The sequence below is a fragment of the Massilibacteroides sp. genome, from assembly GCF_028705895.1.
Lineage (GTDB): Bacteria > Bacteroidota > Bacteroidia > Bacteroidales > Tannerellaceae > Massilibacteroides.
Window position 1 is genome coordinate 1 of the sequence record NZ_JAQWCQ010000068.1, and the last position, 15,450, is coordinate 15,450.

Sequence of the window (15,450 nt, forward strand, 5' to 3'; positions counted from 1 at the left end):
TATAAAGGAGCGTTCAGGCAAGGAATTGCGTCTGAGCATAAAGCTCGAAGAGGAAATTTTTTTAATCTCTTATCACATGCATAGGAGAAGACGATACGTGGACTTTAATTTATAGAGGAAATATAATGAAATATTTTTGAGTAAATTTTTTACAAAACTTTTTCTTTTAAAGATAGTTGGATTCAATGAAAATGTTTCAAATCCTTACCACTCTATCTGCAACAAATTCGAAATCCTTCAGGTGTGTTGCCATGAGGATTGTGATGTCCGGATAGACGCGTTTGATGTTTTGGAAGATGGCGATTGCGTTTTCGGTGCTGATGCCGGCTGTGGGTTCATCTACTACTAAGAGTTGTGGGTTTTTTAGTAGTGCTTGAGCCAGTAATAGCTTTTTGCGCTGTCCGCCACTTAGGGTTTCTCCGTTTTCTCCTATCCAACTGTCTAATCCGTGGGGGAGTGACGAGCGCCAACTACTCAGATCAACTGTTTTTAAGGCTTGTTCTATGGATTCGTCGGGATATCCTTCAAAGTTTTCCCGTAATGTTCCGGTGAGTAAGTAGGCTTTTTGGGTAACGTAAATGCATTCGGGGACGGGTAGATGTAATAGGTCTGCGTCGTTCCATAGTAGCGTACCACTTTGTCGGTATTCTGGAAAAAAGAGACTGTTTAGTAACGTGGTTTTCCCTTTTCCCGTTTCCCCAAAGAGAGCAATCCATTCTCCTTTTTTGATTTCCAGCGATACTTTATCAAACTGCATGTCGGTTTCAGGTATTTGAGCGACAAGATTCTTTAACTTTAACCCGGTTAATTCCGAATGAACCTGAACTACTTCTGTTGGTTGCTCTCCTTGTTTGATGATTGCGTCTATATCTTTGATTTGATGTGCAACTGAACTTTTTTCTGATTTTCCGGAGAAAAGCATCTCTGACAGCTCCGCCTGAGCCATAATTCCAAAGAAAATCCCGATTGCTGTTTGTGCATCAATGCCATGATTGGCAGAACTCCAGAGCAGGTAAGAAGCAATGAAGCTAAATCCGAGACCCGCTATTAATTGCAACCAGAACGAGTTGGTTTGTAATTTGGTCTCCAATTGTTCGAGTTGAGAAAGTCTTTGTTCGAATTGAGCAATTGCCTTGACTTCCATATTGTATTTTGAAATCTCTATTCGGCCTCTAAAGCTTTGAATAAGTGCCTGATTATTTTCTTCGCGGCATACTTTCAGTTGTTGGTAAAGTTTTCTGTTCTGTATAAAAAAGAATTGCGGAACAATAAACAATAGAATGGCTGACGAAATTAAAAATTCGATGGCTATTACCTCAGAGAAAACAGTGAGGAAGAAAGCGTAAACCACTAATGTGACGATCAGAGCAGAGAGGGGTAAAAGCCATAACAGAATATGATTTAAGAGTTGATCTATACCATGCGTACTGTTCTCTAATAATGTGGAATTGTTGTTGACTTGTTTCTTGAAATAAGGAAATTTTGAAACTGCCCGGAAGATTTTCAACTGCAAGCGTTGTTGTGCTTCCAACGTTGTTTTGTGATTCTCCAAGCGTTCGAAATACCGTGTTGCGGTTCGTAATAAGGTCATCAGACGAATAATTGCTGAGGGAATTAAATACGAAAACGTAGTGCTTGCTGTGATAAATGCAACGGTACACATTGCGAGAAACCAACCGGAAATGGCAGGAAGAGCTACAAACGCGACAGTCCAAAATAATAGTAGCAAGAACCCGCGTAGCCATTGACCTTTCAACGGCCATAGAATCTGTTTTAAGATGAATTTATTCATAGTGCATTTGCTCCCCCCAGTTTAAATTCAAAATGATGTCGGCAATCGCATCGAATCGTTCTTCGTGTGAGGCGACAAGAACTAAACGATCTTCTGCCAGTTTCGTAATTTGCGGAAGAATAATACCTACCGTGTCGGCATCTAAATTCGCTGTAGGTTCATCCAGAATAGCGATGGGTCTCGGATGCATCATCATACGAGCAAGTGTAACTAATTGTTTCTCCCCTCCGGATAACTGTTTGCCGTTATGACTCAACAGCGTCTGCCATCCTTCAGTCTTTTTGTTTATTATTTTATCTAAAAAAGCCGGATAGTCATTCTTATTACCTGTTTTTTTTTCAAGAAAAATATTGTATTCCAAAGTGCCGTCAAAAATAAACGGAAACTGATTCATGTAGGATGTATTATCTTTTAGCCATTGATTTGACCATACATTGTCTTTCCCGTTTACGGAGACTTTTCCTTCTTTAGCTAATAAGCTCCCTGCACAGATTTTCAGTAAAGTAGATTTTCCTGAACCGGAAATCCCTTTTACCAGAACTAATCCTTTTAAAGGTAGTTTCAACTGAATATCATGAAGCACCTTCACCGCAGAGTCAGGATAAGAAAAAGTCAAATTTGAGATATCAAAACTGTTGAATTCCTTTTCAACCTTTTCCGATGATGAATGTTTATCCTCTTTCAGAATAGGTATTATCAACTCCGCAGACGCTAAAGCTCTGTTTCTGTCGTGATAAGCACTTACGAATTTCCGTAAATAAAAGAAGAAATAGGGCGTAAGTGTAAGTAAAAACAAGGCAACACGAAAATCATAGCCATTTCCATAATTAGGACCCGTCATAATTCCCAGTAAACTCATTCCTAAGTAAATCGCAATGACAGCAATGCAAATCGTAACAAAGAGTTCGAGTACAGCGGATGAAAGAATAGCCACGCGCATAACACTTGTTGTTGCATCATTGAGTTTCTTGCTTTTCTCTGAAAGAAATTGGTATTGCGGATTGAAATTGTCCAGATTAACGATCTCAGCGATTGTCTGGAGTCGATTATGGAATACGGCAGAATATTTCACAAATAAATCAATGTGCTTCTTATGTAAAGCTTCTGCCCCAATACCGATAACAATCATCTGCATAGGGATAACGATTAAGGATATTATCAAAACGAACCCGACCCATTTCTCCATCCCAAAACTAACGATCAACAACAGCAAACTAACCAAGACCGAAGCCATAGCATAAGGCATGAAAAAAGCAAAATAGGGCTTCAGATCATCACTTATCCGGGTGACGAATAAAGTACTCGCGATAGAGTCAGTCTCGTTATTATGCAATAATTTCGGATAAAGCTCTTTTTTTATTTTGCGAACAATACTATTCCCCGCATTATAATTAGCCTGAGACGCAAAATGAGCAAAAATGTACCTGCCGGTAAGAAATGCTGCTGCATATATTAAGGTACGAGGTAAGATCAATCCTTCGTAAAGCCATGTCGCCGTAAATGCCGATAAATACCAACAAAAAACAACAAAACATCCTGCACTTAAAATGACCAAAAATGATGCGAGAATATATATATATTTAGCTTCAGCGATCTTTTTATTCAGCCACCGTGAAGCACTCTCTTTAGTTGAATCCATGAATATTCTGTGAACATTGTAAACAAAGATAATTATTTCTCGTTTGCTATGTTAGCATATCAATTACTATTTAACTTACTCCTTAATCCCTACATATAAATAAGATGAAAAACACATTAGATATAATTTAATCCTTTTTATCCCGTTTTATACTTGATTTCTATTAGAAAACTTTATCATTAGTTGTAATAAAATTGAGAAGATCATTCGACTTATTCTCGCAGCGAATATTTTATATTCAAATGCTGGTTGTTGCTGTTGTTTATTTATTCTTCCCGGGAAACAATTTGTTTTCGGAGGATTCTATAGCGTATGCGAATAATGTTAAATATGGGGAAAGTCTTTTCTGGCCACACCACTTGTTGTATAGTGCATTTAATTATTGTTTGTATATTCCCTTTAAGCAGATAATCCATTCTTTGGATGCGTTTAGGTTTATGCAATTAGTTAACGGGATTTCGGGTTTGCTATGCCTGTGTGTGTTTAATAAAATTGTTATGAAATTAACCGGTGACAAAAAGTGGGCGAATACCTGGACTTTTTTTGTTGCTTGTTGCTTTGGGGTTATACGTTTCTCTGTTGAAATAGAAACGTATATTCAGCCCTTATTCTTCTCTTTATTATCTTCTTTGTTTTTTCTGAAATATCAGAATACATGCAAAATGTATTATGTCGTATTTTGCAGTTTGACTGCTTCCATAGCCTGTCTTTTTCATCAGATACATTTATTCTGGGGAATAGGATTGTTTGTTGGTTTTATCCTGTACGGTAGATGGAAGCCCGTAGTTGTTTATGCGTTGCCCACACTAAGTGTGCTGGTCGTTTACTCCTTGGTAATGGTGTTTTATAATGATATTCCCTTTTCCTGTTCAAATCTGACAACTTATCTTCTGGATTATTATTATTCAGAAAAAGCGGATATTTCTTTCGGTGTATCTAATGTCCTATTAACAGGAATCAGCTTTTTTCGCACTTTTTTTCAAGTACATGGAATTATCATTGATGTATTACGTTTGATTCCCTTTTTCTGGATAGTCATTCCTGTCGTGTTAATACTTTTGGGAGTGGGTGTTTATCACTTGAAAGGGTTTCGGTTCAAACCGGTTCATTTAATGGAAAATCGATTTGAACTTACGCATCTGATTATCTTTTTTCTGCAATTTAGTTTTGCTTTCTTTTCGGATGGAAATGCAGAATTTATGGTTATGCTTCCTTTTCTTATTCCATTGTTTATTCCTTGTTTATTTGACTTTAATCTAAAAGCCGTTCCATATATTTCTGTTGCCCTGTTAATCTGGAATTTCTGTTTCTCAGTATATCCGAATCATCATTTTGACTATTTCAACAACCGTCATTTATTGCAAATAATCGATCAGCATCCCAATAAAGCATTTATTTTAATGCAACGAAACGTTATCGTGGAACAATATTATTATGAAACGGGAAAATATGAAGATTTCCGGTTGATCCATGCTGATAGCGAAGAAGATATTACACGTCTTCGATCTGAAAACAGAATATTTTATACGGACGTGTTAACTAAAAAAATGCCATTTAACAGAGCTCAATTTATTCAAGTCCATAATTATGATAATCTACATTTCAGAAAACGTATAAAGAAAATCTACACCGACCTTGGTGCGTTTTATATTGACGAAATTTCACCTGAGGTGAGATAGGTTTATTGAAATATTATGAAAATAAATCAGTATATCTTTAAACAAGAGAGACTACTTCTGTGTAAATAATACATAGAAAAGATAATCTAACAACAAAATGAACGTTGACGAAGAAAAAATAGAACTTTTATTTAATTATTTTACAGGAGCCCTTTCAAAAGAAGAGGAAAAAGATTTATTAAAATGGCTAAAAGAGAGAGATGAAAATGCCCGCTTGTTTTCTAAGATGCAGGATTGGTGGGCTATCGTACATATTCCTTTATTTAAATCGGATCTGGAAGCTGATTTTAAAGAATACTTCAGACATTTGGAACAGGCATCAGTAAGCACTCCTAAAAAACAAAAAACGAAGAGATTTATCTTCTGGAGAAACATTGCAGCTGTATTATTCTCGGTTGTAGTCGTTGGTATTTCGGCCTATTATGTAAGTCGCTTAACTTTCCAAAAGGATGTAATGGTCTCTATGATCGAAACATCAACTCAATATGGTATGCAATCAAAAGTGATTCTGCCCGATAGTTCTGCCGTGTTTCTGAATTCCGGTTCATTACTCAGATATCGAAGTGATTTTGCAACCAATAGAAATATAGAATTGGAGGGAGAGGCTTATTTTGAAGTTAAGCAGGATCTGTCAAAACCATTTACGGTTTCTTCCGGTAATATGAGCGTAAAAGTGAAAGGGACTACATTTAATGTGCAGGCATATCATGATGAAGAAACAATGGATATTGTGTTGCTTACCGGGCGTGTTGATGTGGAATTTCAAGATCATCCGGATCAAAAAGTATTGTTGTCTCCTAATCAACAGTTGAGCTATAATAAATCTACAGATCAAACCAATATAAAACAGGTGAGAGCGACTGATGCTATTCTGTGGACAAAAGGATATCTTTTTTTCTCAGAAAAAACCTTCCCCGAAATAGCCCGTATGCTTGAGCGTAGATATAATATGGAGATTGTTATTCAAAGCTCGGTTTTGCAGAAAGAAGTTTTCTCCGGCAGTTTCTCTTCCCGTTACTCTTTGAATGATATCATTAAAGAAATCGATGTAGAAGGAAAATATCAATGGGTTTATAAAAATGAAAAATTGATAATAACAGATAAATGAAAGTGAGAAAGGAATGCCTATGAGATAAAAATGTAATGTGATAATTGTTTCTGTTGAAATTAAAAAGACTTAATGCTAAAAATAAATCAAATATTTATGGAAATAAACAAATTAAAAAAGATGAGTAAATTGGCTATTACCATTCTTATGGCCGGTTTCTTAGTGCTACCCAATCCATTGTCTGCATCGCCTTTGCGATCACATATAATGACAATACAGATGGAAAGCGCAACATTAAAAGATCTGTTTGATCTGATAGAAAAAGAATTTGACTACACCTTCCTTATCCGGAATAACGATATTGATCTGAACGAACGGGTTACGTTTGATCTGAAAAGCGGATCGGTAGAAGATATTCTGAAAAACGCCCTGAAAAACCAACAAGCAGAATTTACGGTTAAAGAAAACCGTATTATTGTTTACAAAAAGACATCTAAACAACCAAACACATTTAGTACTACTAATGAAGCCTTAACTGTAACTCAACAGAGCCAGAAAGTATCCGGTGTCGTAGTTGATGCCGTAACCGGTGAACCGGTGATTGGTGCTAATATTATTGTGAAAGGAACTACAAATGGAGTAAGTACAGATTTTGATGGAAACTTTACCTTGGACGTTCCTAAAGGAGCAGTACTTGTTGTATCATATATCGGATATGTAAATCTTGAAGTCCCGGTCAGCGGTACGAAGATGACGATCAGTCTAAAAGAAGATACTCAAGCCTTGGATGAAGTAGTAATTGTTGCTTTTGGTAAAGCTACAAAAGAGTCATTTACCGGTTCTGCCGGTGTGATGAAATCGGAAGAGTTGCTTAAAGCACAAGTTACCAATCCTGCTCAAGCCTTAGCCGGACGTGTTGCAGGACTTCAGATAAGTAATTCTTCCTCTCAGTTAGGCAGTTCTCCTTCAATAACAATTCGTGGATTTAGCTCTATCTCTTCAGAGACAGAACCTTTGATTGTTGTTGATGGTATGCCTTTTGACGGAGATCTTAACCTGATAAATTCAAATGATATTGAGACAATGACTGTTTTAAAAGATGCAGCATCAAATGCTCTTTATGGTGCACGTGGCGCAAATGGAGTTATTATGATTACTACGAAACGTGGTAAAACGGGTGATGCAAGAGTCTCTTTTGATGCGAAATGGGGTTCTAACTCAAATGGTTTGAAGCTTTATAAAACTACAAATGCGCAAGAGTTTTATGAAACATACTATAACATGTTGAATAATTACTATGTGACAGAAGCAGGAGGTGCCATGTCTGTTGCAGATGCGCATGCAATGGCAAATCAGAATCTTACAAACTCATCCAGCGGTGTAGGACCTGGTTATATGGTTTATACGGTTCCCGATGGACAAGATTTCATCTTGCAAGGAGGGAAAATGAATCCAAATACAACGATGGGTACTTTGTATAAATATAATGACCAACAATTCTGGTTGCAGGCTGATGATTGGGAAAAAGAAGGACTAAAAACCGGTTTCCGTCAGGAATACAATGTGTCGGTATCCGGTGCTTCGGATCGTATTAACTATTATACCTCATTAGGATATTTGGATCAGGGAGGAATTCAGGAAGGCCAGTCGCAGGATCGTTTAGTAGCTCGTGTTAAGTTGGATTATCAGGCTAAGAAATGGTTGAAAGTAGGGGCTAACTTTAATTATACAAAATATAACTACAGCCAAACGTCTGAAGGAACAATTGGTACTGGAACTATTTGGAGTGTAATAAAAACTCAAGCTCCTATTTACCCTGTATTTTTTCGTGATACAGATAAAAATATAATGATCGACCAATGGGGCGAAAAGATGTATGATTTTGCAAAAAGTTATGACTTGAGTCGTGGTGGCGGTGTAGGTGGTAATGCTATTTTTGGAAACAAGTATCGTTTTTCAGAAACAGTAGGTAACTCATATATCGCAAGTGGTTATGCTGATGTATTATTAACCCAAGACCTTACTCTTACGGTAAATGCAAACGCATATACATATGATCGTCGTTATACTTATGCTGATAGTCCATTCGTGGATTATTACACAGATTCATCGAATAATGGCTATTTGTCTAAAAATTCATCACGCACATCAACATACAATACGCAACAATTGTTGAATTATCTGAAACAGTTTGATAAACATGAGATTACTCTTCTGTTAGGGCATGAATATTATAATTATAAATATGAATATTTAGCGGCTTCAGGATATAATTTTGGAATTGATGGTACTCGTGAACTTGCTACCGTACTGAATTTAAATAATACAGCTACATCTAATTCCTCCTCTTATAATAATGAAGGATATTTCCTGAGGGCTATGTATGATTTTGATAAAACGTATTATGCATCTGCTTCATATCGTCGTGACGCTTCTTCTCGTTTTGCCAAAGACCATCGTTGGGGAGACTTCTGGTCTGCCGGAGGAGCCTGGATTATTTCTAAAGAAGACTTCTTTAATGTACCATGGATTAACTCTTTGAAGTTTAAAGCATCTGTAGGTTCTCAAGGCAATGATAATATAGGAAATTATTTATATGCTGATTCATACAATATTGTAAATAATGATAATCAAGCTGCGTATCAATGGCGTCAGAAAGGTTCTAAAGATATTACTTGGGAAACAAATACAAACTGGAATGCCGGTGTTGAATTTGATTTATTTAAAGGGCGTTTGAGTGGTAGTTTGGACTATTTTTACAGAAAAACAACAGATATGTTGTTCTCTTTGAATACCCCTCCATCTATTGGTTATACGAGCTATGTCGTCAATTTGGGTGATATGCGCAATGCCGGATTTGAATTGGCCTTACAAGGTGTTTTGATAAAAAATAATGATCTGCACTGGGATGTTAACTTTAATATCTCTCATGTAAAGAACAAAGTACTACGTTTGCCGGAATCCGTTAAAAAAACGAATGTTGAAGGATATAACGGGTATGTGAATCTGGATAATTCGTTTGTGTCGAAATATAAATACTTTGTTGCTGAGGGTCTTCCTCTTTATTCCTGGTATTTACCAAAATATGCAGGTTTGGATAAAGAAACCGGAGAAGGACTCTATTTTAAAGATACTCTTGATGATGACGGAAAAGTAATCGGACAAGAAACAACTAAGGATATTAATCAGGCTACTGACTATCTGATTGGTGATGCTCTTCCTACTTTTTATGGTGGTCTTGGTACCTCAATCAATTATAAAAATTTTGATTTCTCAATAAATATGAATTACCAGTTAGGCGGGAAAGTATATGACTATACTTATCAGACATTAATGCATACTGGTGGGATAACTTCAACAACCTGGCATAAAGATATAGCAAAAGCTTGGACTCCTGAGAATCCAAATACGGACGTACCTCGTTTATTATTTGCAGAAACCTATTCTCAAAGCCCTCGTTCAGACCGTTTCATAACGAATGCAAGTTATTTGAATATTCAAAATGTAAATCTGGGATACACATTACCGACATCAATAACGCAGAAATTGAATATTTATAATATGCGTATATATGTTTCAGGAGAAAACTTACTTTACTTCTCTGCAAGACAAGGGTTAGATCCACGTCAGACATTGAAGGGATATACTAATCCGGAGTTATCTTCTCCTTTACGGACGGTTTCCGGAGGTGTTTCATTGACATTCTAATTATATAAAAGGAAAACAACATGAAAAAATATAAAATATTATTTGCTGCTGTAGCCCTTTCTTTGGGTCTGAATAGTTGTATTGAAGAAACAATACCCACAGAATATGTGCTTGACGAACAAATCGGAGCCTCTGATGCCGCGTTGGAAGGAATGGTGAATTCAATTTACACAACTATGGCAGGATATTCAAATTCGGATGGCGGAATTGAGGTTATTTCTTATGGAAGCATGCGCGCTATGTTGGAACATTCTACAACACAAATGATTTGTTCCGGAGCAAATGGCTACAATACGATGGGAGCATGGAGCTATGGTGCTGTAAGTGCAACAGGTTCTAATCGTGGCATATACCCTTCATACCTGTATTATGGCTACATAAAGACTGTAAACGATATTATAAAGATGGTTGGTACAGAGAATCTGGATAATACAAAAAAGAATTTTTTAGGAATTTGTTATGCCTATCGTGCTCTTTATTATTTAGATCTTGTTCAGATAATGGAATATAAGAAGCCTACGGACAGTAGATATACTTATGTGCAACCTGAAAATGATCTTACAAACTTAGGTGTTCCTATTGTAACAGAAAAAACAACTTCGGAAGAAGCATCAAATAATCCGCGAGCTACAGTTGATGAAGTCTATGACTTAATTCTTAGTGATCTGGCTGAAGCAGAAATCTATTTGACCGGATTTTCCAGAACAGATAAAACCCAGCCAAATATGGGCGCCGTTTATGGTTTATACGCACGCGTTTATGCCAATTTAGCTTCTCGTATTGAAACATCTGTTACTTATAAAGACGAAGTTGCTTATTGGAAGAAAGTAGAGGAATATACGGATAAAGCAATCTCTACCTCCGGATGTGTTCCTTTAACAGAATCAGAATGGACAGACCCTATTAATGGCTTTAATAATCGTAATTCACAGAATTCATGGATGTGGGCTACTTCTATTTCTGAAAGTAATACAACAGCTTCTTCGACAGGATCTTTTGTTTATGCGATGATTTTCGGTACTGAAACTACCTTTTCTGCATACGGCTGGCGTGTTGGACGTTCGTTGGATCGTAAATGGTATGAACGTTTATCGGATAATGATTTTCGAAAAAAATCCTGGTTAAATCCTAATTTCTTCTATGAGTCAAAAAATCAGAAAGCAGGAGAAGCCTATTTGATAGAGAAAGATGCCAATGGTAAATTGATCAATAATAAATGGTCGGTTGAAGGGGATAATTCAAGTACATTGCAATCAGCATGGAATGACGAGTATTCCGGCTTTGGACCTGAAAAATATCAATACGAGTTGAATAATACAGCCTCTTGGATTCGTTCACGTATCAATGCTTCTAATGGCTTTATGTCTTGGCCTTGGTTGTATGTAAATCTGAAATTCCGCCCTCATAACGGTGAGTATAGAGATTATGCCACAGGAGGAGCAACGGACTATCCGATTATGCGTGTTGAAGAAATGTACTACCTGAAAGCCGAAGCTATTCTTCATACTTCAGGTGTGTCTGCTGCTGCGAATGCATTAGAAGATATTGTAAAAACGCGCAATAATACGTACGAATGTTCCGCTTCTTCTGAAGAAGATTTCTTGGATGAATATACTTTCCAGAAAGGGGTTGAATTCTGGGGTGAAGGCATTAACTATTTTGATGCGAAGCGTCTTGAATTAGGTATTCACCGTGCTTATTTAGGAACGAACTGTGAACGTTATCAGCATTGTCTTGATATGAACGGTATATTTGTTGGTTGGACTCCAGGTTGGAATCAAGCGGAATTAAACTCAAATCCGGCTATTTTTCATTATAATAATCCATACACTAATCCAACAACATACTATGTATATAAATCGAATGACGATTTTAGACCGTATTATGGTATAGAATTGAAATAATATTAAAAATAGTTTGAAATATATCCTCGATTTTTCTTCACAGGAGGAAAAATCGGGGATTTTTATTTACTTTCACTTATATTTTAGGTGGTAATAATATAATAATAATGATATGAATTTTAGTAGAATAGTTCTTTTCTTAGCTTGTCTGGCTTTAATCTCATGTGATAAAAAGAATGAAAACAGCGCTTTGTTTCCTTCTGATAATGCAAAAGCGATTCCTCTCGGTGGAAATTCCTATATTACAGAGTCAGATCTGGGACGTGTTACCGATCAGGGTTTTGAACAGTGGACAGATTCAAAGACGGTATTTAGTACTTATTTCCGGACGAATACGGATGGAAATCTTATGCTGTATCTGAAATATAATACGGAAAAGGATGGAAACGAAACAGAGGTAAGTTGCAAGGGGAAATCATTTCATGTGATTCTGCCCAAATCAAAGCCTGGTTCAGATACAGTGGTGTACGTTGGAGAGATTGAAGCTTCTGGTGTTGGTTATGTTCAGGTTGACTTTAAAGGGGTGAAGAAATCCGGTGATGTTTATGCCAAGCCTACTTTTTTACTTGTTGACGGAGATGCGGCAAAGGATATGAATTATGTAGATGATTTTTCATTTTATTGGGGAAGAAGAGGTCCATCTGTTCATCTGAATTATGTAATGCCTGAGAATCAGACCGCAGAATGGTTTTATAATGAGGTGACTGTTCCCGTAGGTGAAGATCAATTGGGCAGTTACTTTATGTCTAATGGTTTTGGAGAAGGTTATTTTGGCATACAGGTAAACTCCGAAACGGAAAGACGAATCCTTTTCTCTGTCTGGAGTCCATTTGAAACAGATGACCCAAAAGAAATCCCGGAAGAACATAAAATAAAATTAGTCCAAAAGGGAGATGGAGTGAAAACAGGAGAATTTGGTAATGAAGGTTCGGGCGGACAAAGCTATTTGGTCTATAACTGGAAGGCCGGTACTACATATAAGTTTCTTACGCGGATTCGCCCTTCGTCTAACGGTTATTCAGAATATACTGCCTATTTCTTTGCTCCTGAAGTAGGAACGTGGAAGCTAATCGCTCAATTCTTACGTCCCGGTACTACGACTTATTATACTCGTCCGCATTCATTCTTAGAAAACTTTCTTACAGAAACCGGCTATAAGACCCGAATGGCTATTTATGATAACCAATGGATTTATACAAAAGACAAAAAGTGGATAGAGTTAACTTCTACCAAGTTTACGGCAGATAACACAGCCAGACAAAACGCCAGAATGGATTATCAGGGAGGCGTTAATGAATCCGGTTTTTATCTGAAAAATTGTGGGTTTTTTGGTGAAAATACGCCGATCGGAAACATGTTCGAGAGAACGCCGAGAGGTGTATCTCCGATCATAAAATGGGAGGAACTTAAGTAATTGTTATGAGAGATGAAGGTTATGTCTTTATTCTTTTGTGATTTAGAAACTTATACTATAAATTTGCTAATTCAACTTAAAAACTAAATAAGATGGAAAACACGAGACGTTCATTCCTGAAGAAAGTAACTGTAGCAGGAATCGGGGCAGCAGGTTTAGCTGCTACCAATGCCGCTGCTACCAATGCCGCTTTAACGCCAGAAGCGCAGCAAAAGAAAAAAACAGCCGGAAAAGATGATGGAAAATTACGATTTGGTTTTATCGGAACCGGCTCCCGTTGTCAAGAACATATAAATAATGTTTTGGCTATACCGGGAAATAAAATCGTAGCAATTTGTGATATTCAACAAGGCCCTCTTGATAGTACCTTGAAGCATATATCAAAATTTAATGTTCCTGCTCCGAAGGTTTACAAAGGAGGAGAGCGTGAATTTGAAAAAATGTTGAATAACGAAGAATTTGACTGTGTCATTATCGCCAGTCCTTGGGAATGGCATGTGCCGATGTCTCTTGCCGCAATGAAGGCAGGAGTACCTTATGTCGGGGTCGAAGTTTCGGCAGCCAATACGGTAGAAGAATGTTGGGATCTTGTTAATGTTTCAGAGGCGACAGGTAGCCATCTGAACATAATGGAGAATGTTTGCTATCGTCGTGATTGTATGGCTGCTCTGGCTATGGTTCGTGAAGGATTGTTCGGTGAATTGTTACATGGGACTTGTGGTTATCAGCATGACTTGAGAGCTGTGAAGTTTAATGACGGAAAAAACTATTCTTATAAAGAAGGTGGTGAATTACGTATGGGGCCAACTGCTTTTGCTGAAGCGCAATGGCGTACACAACATTCGGTGACGCGTAATGGTGATATCTATCCGACTCATGGTATCGGCCCGGTTGCAAACTGCATGGATATTAATCATGGAAATCGTTTTCTTTCCCTTAGTGCAATGGCTACTCAATCACGCGGGCTACATAAATTTATCGTAGATAAAGGAGGGCGTGACCACGAACTGGCAAACGTACGTTTTAATTTAGGTGATATTGTGACTTCAATGATTAAATGTGCTAATGGCCAGACCGTTATTGTTACCCACGATACAAACTCTCCACGTCCGTATTCTTTAGGATTCCGTATTCAGGGAACAGAAGGTTTATGGATGAACGATGGAAATGGAGTTCACGTAGAAGGAAAATCCAAACCTCATGGGTGGGACGACTCGCAAGAATGGTTCAAGAAATACGATCACAAGTTATGGAGCACATTAGAAGTTCAGGCGAAAGAAGCAGGACATGGTGGTATGGATTATATTATGATGTATGATTTAATAGATGCCATTCACAACAAAAAACCGGCTCCGATGGATTGCTATGATGCGGCCGCATGGAGTGCGATTTCCGGATTGTCAGAAATGTCAATTGCGCGTGGTGGAGCTTTGGTGGACTTTCCTGACTTTACAAGAGGACAATGGATACATAGAAAACCTAAGTTCGCAATTTGATCAGATATTTATTGATATAAAAGCAAAAAGCAGGATTGTTTACTCCTGCTTTTTTGCTTTTTTTGAAATAAAAGAGTTTTTCTACTTACTGTTTTTCCTATCTTTGCGGAATCTTACTAACGGATTAATCTATTATTTAGTCACTAAATATAATTTTTTATGAGAGACTTCCTCAACAAGCAAATAGTTGTTCTTGTAAAGAGCAATATTAAAAGCGAAGATAACTTAGTCGATGTTATAATGAATGCTTTATCCTTAGGTAAGGAAGCTGCATACAGAAGGATAAGAGGAGAAGTGCCTTTCACTTTTAGTGAAACAGTGAAACTATCCCGCATGTTTCATATTTCATTGGATTCGATTGCCGGATTATCGTTTCCCGATATTGCCGTTGTTAATACTTCCTTTTTTAATGTCACACAAATGTATGAAGACTACAAACAGACATTAGAGTCTCATATTACATTATTTAAGGAAATGAATAATTCGGCCAAATCAAGAGCAAGTCTTGCCTTTAATATAATTCCATTCACATTTTACGCAAAATATGAAGGTCTTTCGAAGTTTAAACTTTTTCGATGGATGCATCAGATGGATATTGCCTCTTCCAACTCTTCTTTTTCAGAAATGAGATTGCCGGATGATGTTTGGCGATTACAGAAAGAATTAATTTATGAAACAGATTCATTGCAGAATATTTGCTATGTTCTGGACAGAAATGTTTTCTCAACGTTCGTTAACGACATTAATCACTTCATACAATTAGGCTTACT

Annotated in this window: 8 protein-coding genes and 1 pseudogene; 7 read left to right on the top strand and 2 right to left on the bottom strand. The window is 37.1% G+C overall.

What is annotated here, in order from left to right:
* Positions 1 to 196 precede the first annotated feature (196 nt).
* Positions 197 to 1,792 (bottom strand): ATP-binding cassette domain-containing protein, encoded by a 1,596-nt coding sequence (locus PHT93_RS13675; protein ID WP_300244002.1) that lies wholly within the window; start codon positions 1,790 to 1,792, stop codon positions 197 to 199.
* Entirely contained in the window at positions 1,785 to 3,431 is a 1,647-nt protein-coding gene (locus PHT93_RS13680) for an ATP-binding cassette domain-containing protein (protein WP_300244004.1), read from the bottom strand. Before PHT93_RS13680 ends, PHT93_RS13675 begins: the two co-directional genes overlap by 8 nt.
* 242 nt (positions 3,432 to 3,673) lie before the next feature.
* Between PHT93_RS13680 and PHT93_RS13685 the strand changes: the two genes are divergently transcribed.
* The 7 genes and pseudogenes from PHT93_RS13685 to PHT93_RS13715 all read left to right on the top strand — a co-directional run.
* Positions 3,674 to 5,110: a hypothetical protein gene (locus PHT93_RS13685; protein ID WP_300244007.1), complete on the top strand. Its 1,437-nt coding sequence runs from the start codon at positions 3,674 to 3,676 to the stop codon at positions 5,108 to 5,110.
* A gap of 97 nt (positions 5,111 to 5,207) precedes the next feature.
* Complete coding sequence (locus PHT93_RS13690; RefSeq protein ID WP_300244009.1) at positions 5,208 to 6,218, top strand: FecR domain-containing protein; 1,011 nt, start codon at positions 5,208 to 5,210, stop codon at positions 6,216 to 6,218.
* A 96-nt stretch (positions 6,219 to 6,314) separates the two neighbouring features.
* Complete coding sequence (locus PHT93_RS13695) at positions 6,315 to 9,866, top strand: TonB-dependent receptor (RefSeq protein WP_300244011.1); 3,552 nt, start codon at positions 6,315 to 6,317, stop codon at positions 9,864 to 9,866.
* 20 nt (positions 9,867 to 9,886) lie between these two features.
* A complete protein-coding gene (locus PHT93_RS13700) occupies positions 9,887 to 11,770 on the top strand; it encodes a RagB/SusD family nutrient uptake outer membrane protein (protein ID WP_300244013.1) in 1,884 nt (627 codons plus the stop codon).
* A gap of 112 nt (positions 11,771 to 11,882) precedes the next feature.
* Positions 11,883 to 13,184, top strand: a complete 1,302-nt coding sequence (locus PHT93_RS13705; protein WP_300244015.1) for a DUF3472 domain-containing protein — start codon at positions 11,883 to 11,885, stop codon at positions 13,182 to 13,184.
* Positions 13,185 to 13,276: 92 nt separating this feature from the next.
* The gene (locus PHT93_RS13710) at positions 13,277 to 14,680 is read left to right on the top strand and encodes a Gfo/Idh/MocA family oxidoreductase (RefSeq protein ID WP_300244017.1); all 1,404 of its coding nucleotides are present in this window, start codon (positions 13,277 to 13,279) and stop codon (positions 14,678 to 14,680) included.
* A 159-nt stretch (positions 14,681 to 14,839) separates the two neighbouring features.
* Positions 14,840 to 15,450, top strand: a pseudogene (locus PHT93_RS13715) (hypothetical protein); the annotation flags it as partial.

Excerpts from the sequence above, each read along its gene's own strand:
- PHT93_RS13690 (WP_300244009.1), top strand. The coding sequence starts at position 5,208 with ATGAACGTTGACGAAGAAAAAATAGAACTTTTATTTAATTATTTTACA.
- PHT93_RS13695 (WP_300244011.1), top strand. The coding sequence starts at position 6,315 with ATGGAAATAAACAAATTAAAAAAGATGAGTAAATTGGCTATTACCATT.
- PHT93_RS13680 (WP_300244004.1), bottom strand. The coding sequence starts at position 3,431 with ATGGATTCAACTAAAGAGAGTGCTTCACGGTGGCTGAATAAAAAGATC.
- PHT93_RS13675 (WP_300244002.1), bottom strand. The coding sequence starts at position 1,792 with ATGAATAAATTCATCTTAAAACAGATTCTATGGCCGTTGAAAGGTCAA.
- PHT93_RS13705 (WP_300244015.1), top strand. The coding sequence starts at position 11,883 with ATGAATTTTAGTAGAATAGTTCTTTTCTTAGCTTGTCTGGCTTTAATC.
- PHT93_RS13685 (WP_300244007.1), top strand. The coding sequence starts at position 3,674 with ATGCTGGTTGTTGCTGTTGTTTATTTATTCTTCCCGGGAAACAATTTG.
- PHT93_RS13700 (WP_300244013.1), top strand. The coding sequence starts at position 9,887 with ATGAAAAAATATAAAATATTATTTGCTGCTGTAGCCCTTTCTTTGGGT.
- PHT93_RS13710 (WP_300244017.1), top strand. The coding sequence starts at position 13,277 with ATGGAAAACACGAGACGTTCATTCCTGAAGAAAGTAACTGTAGCAGGA.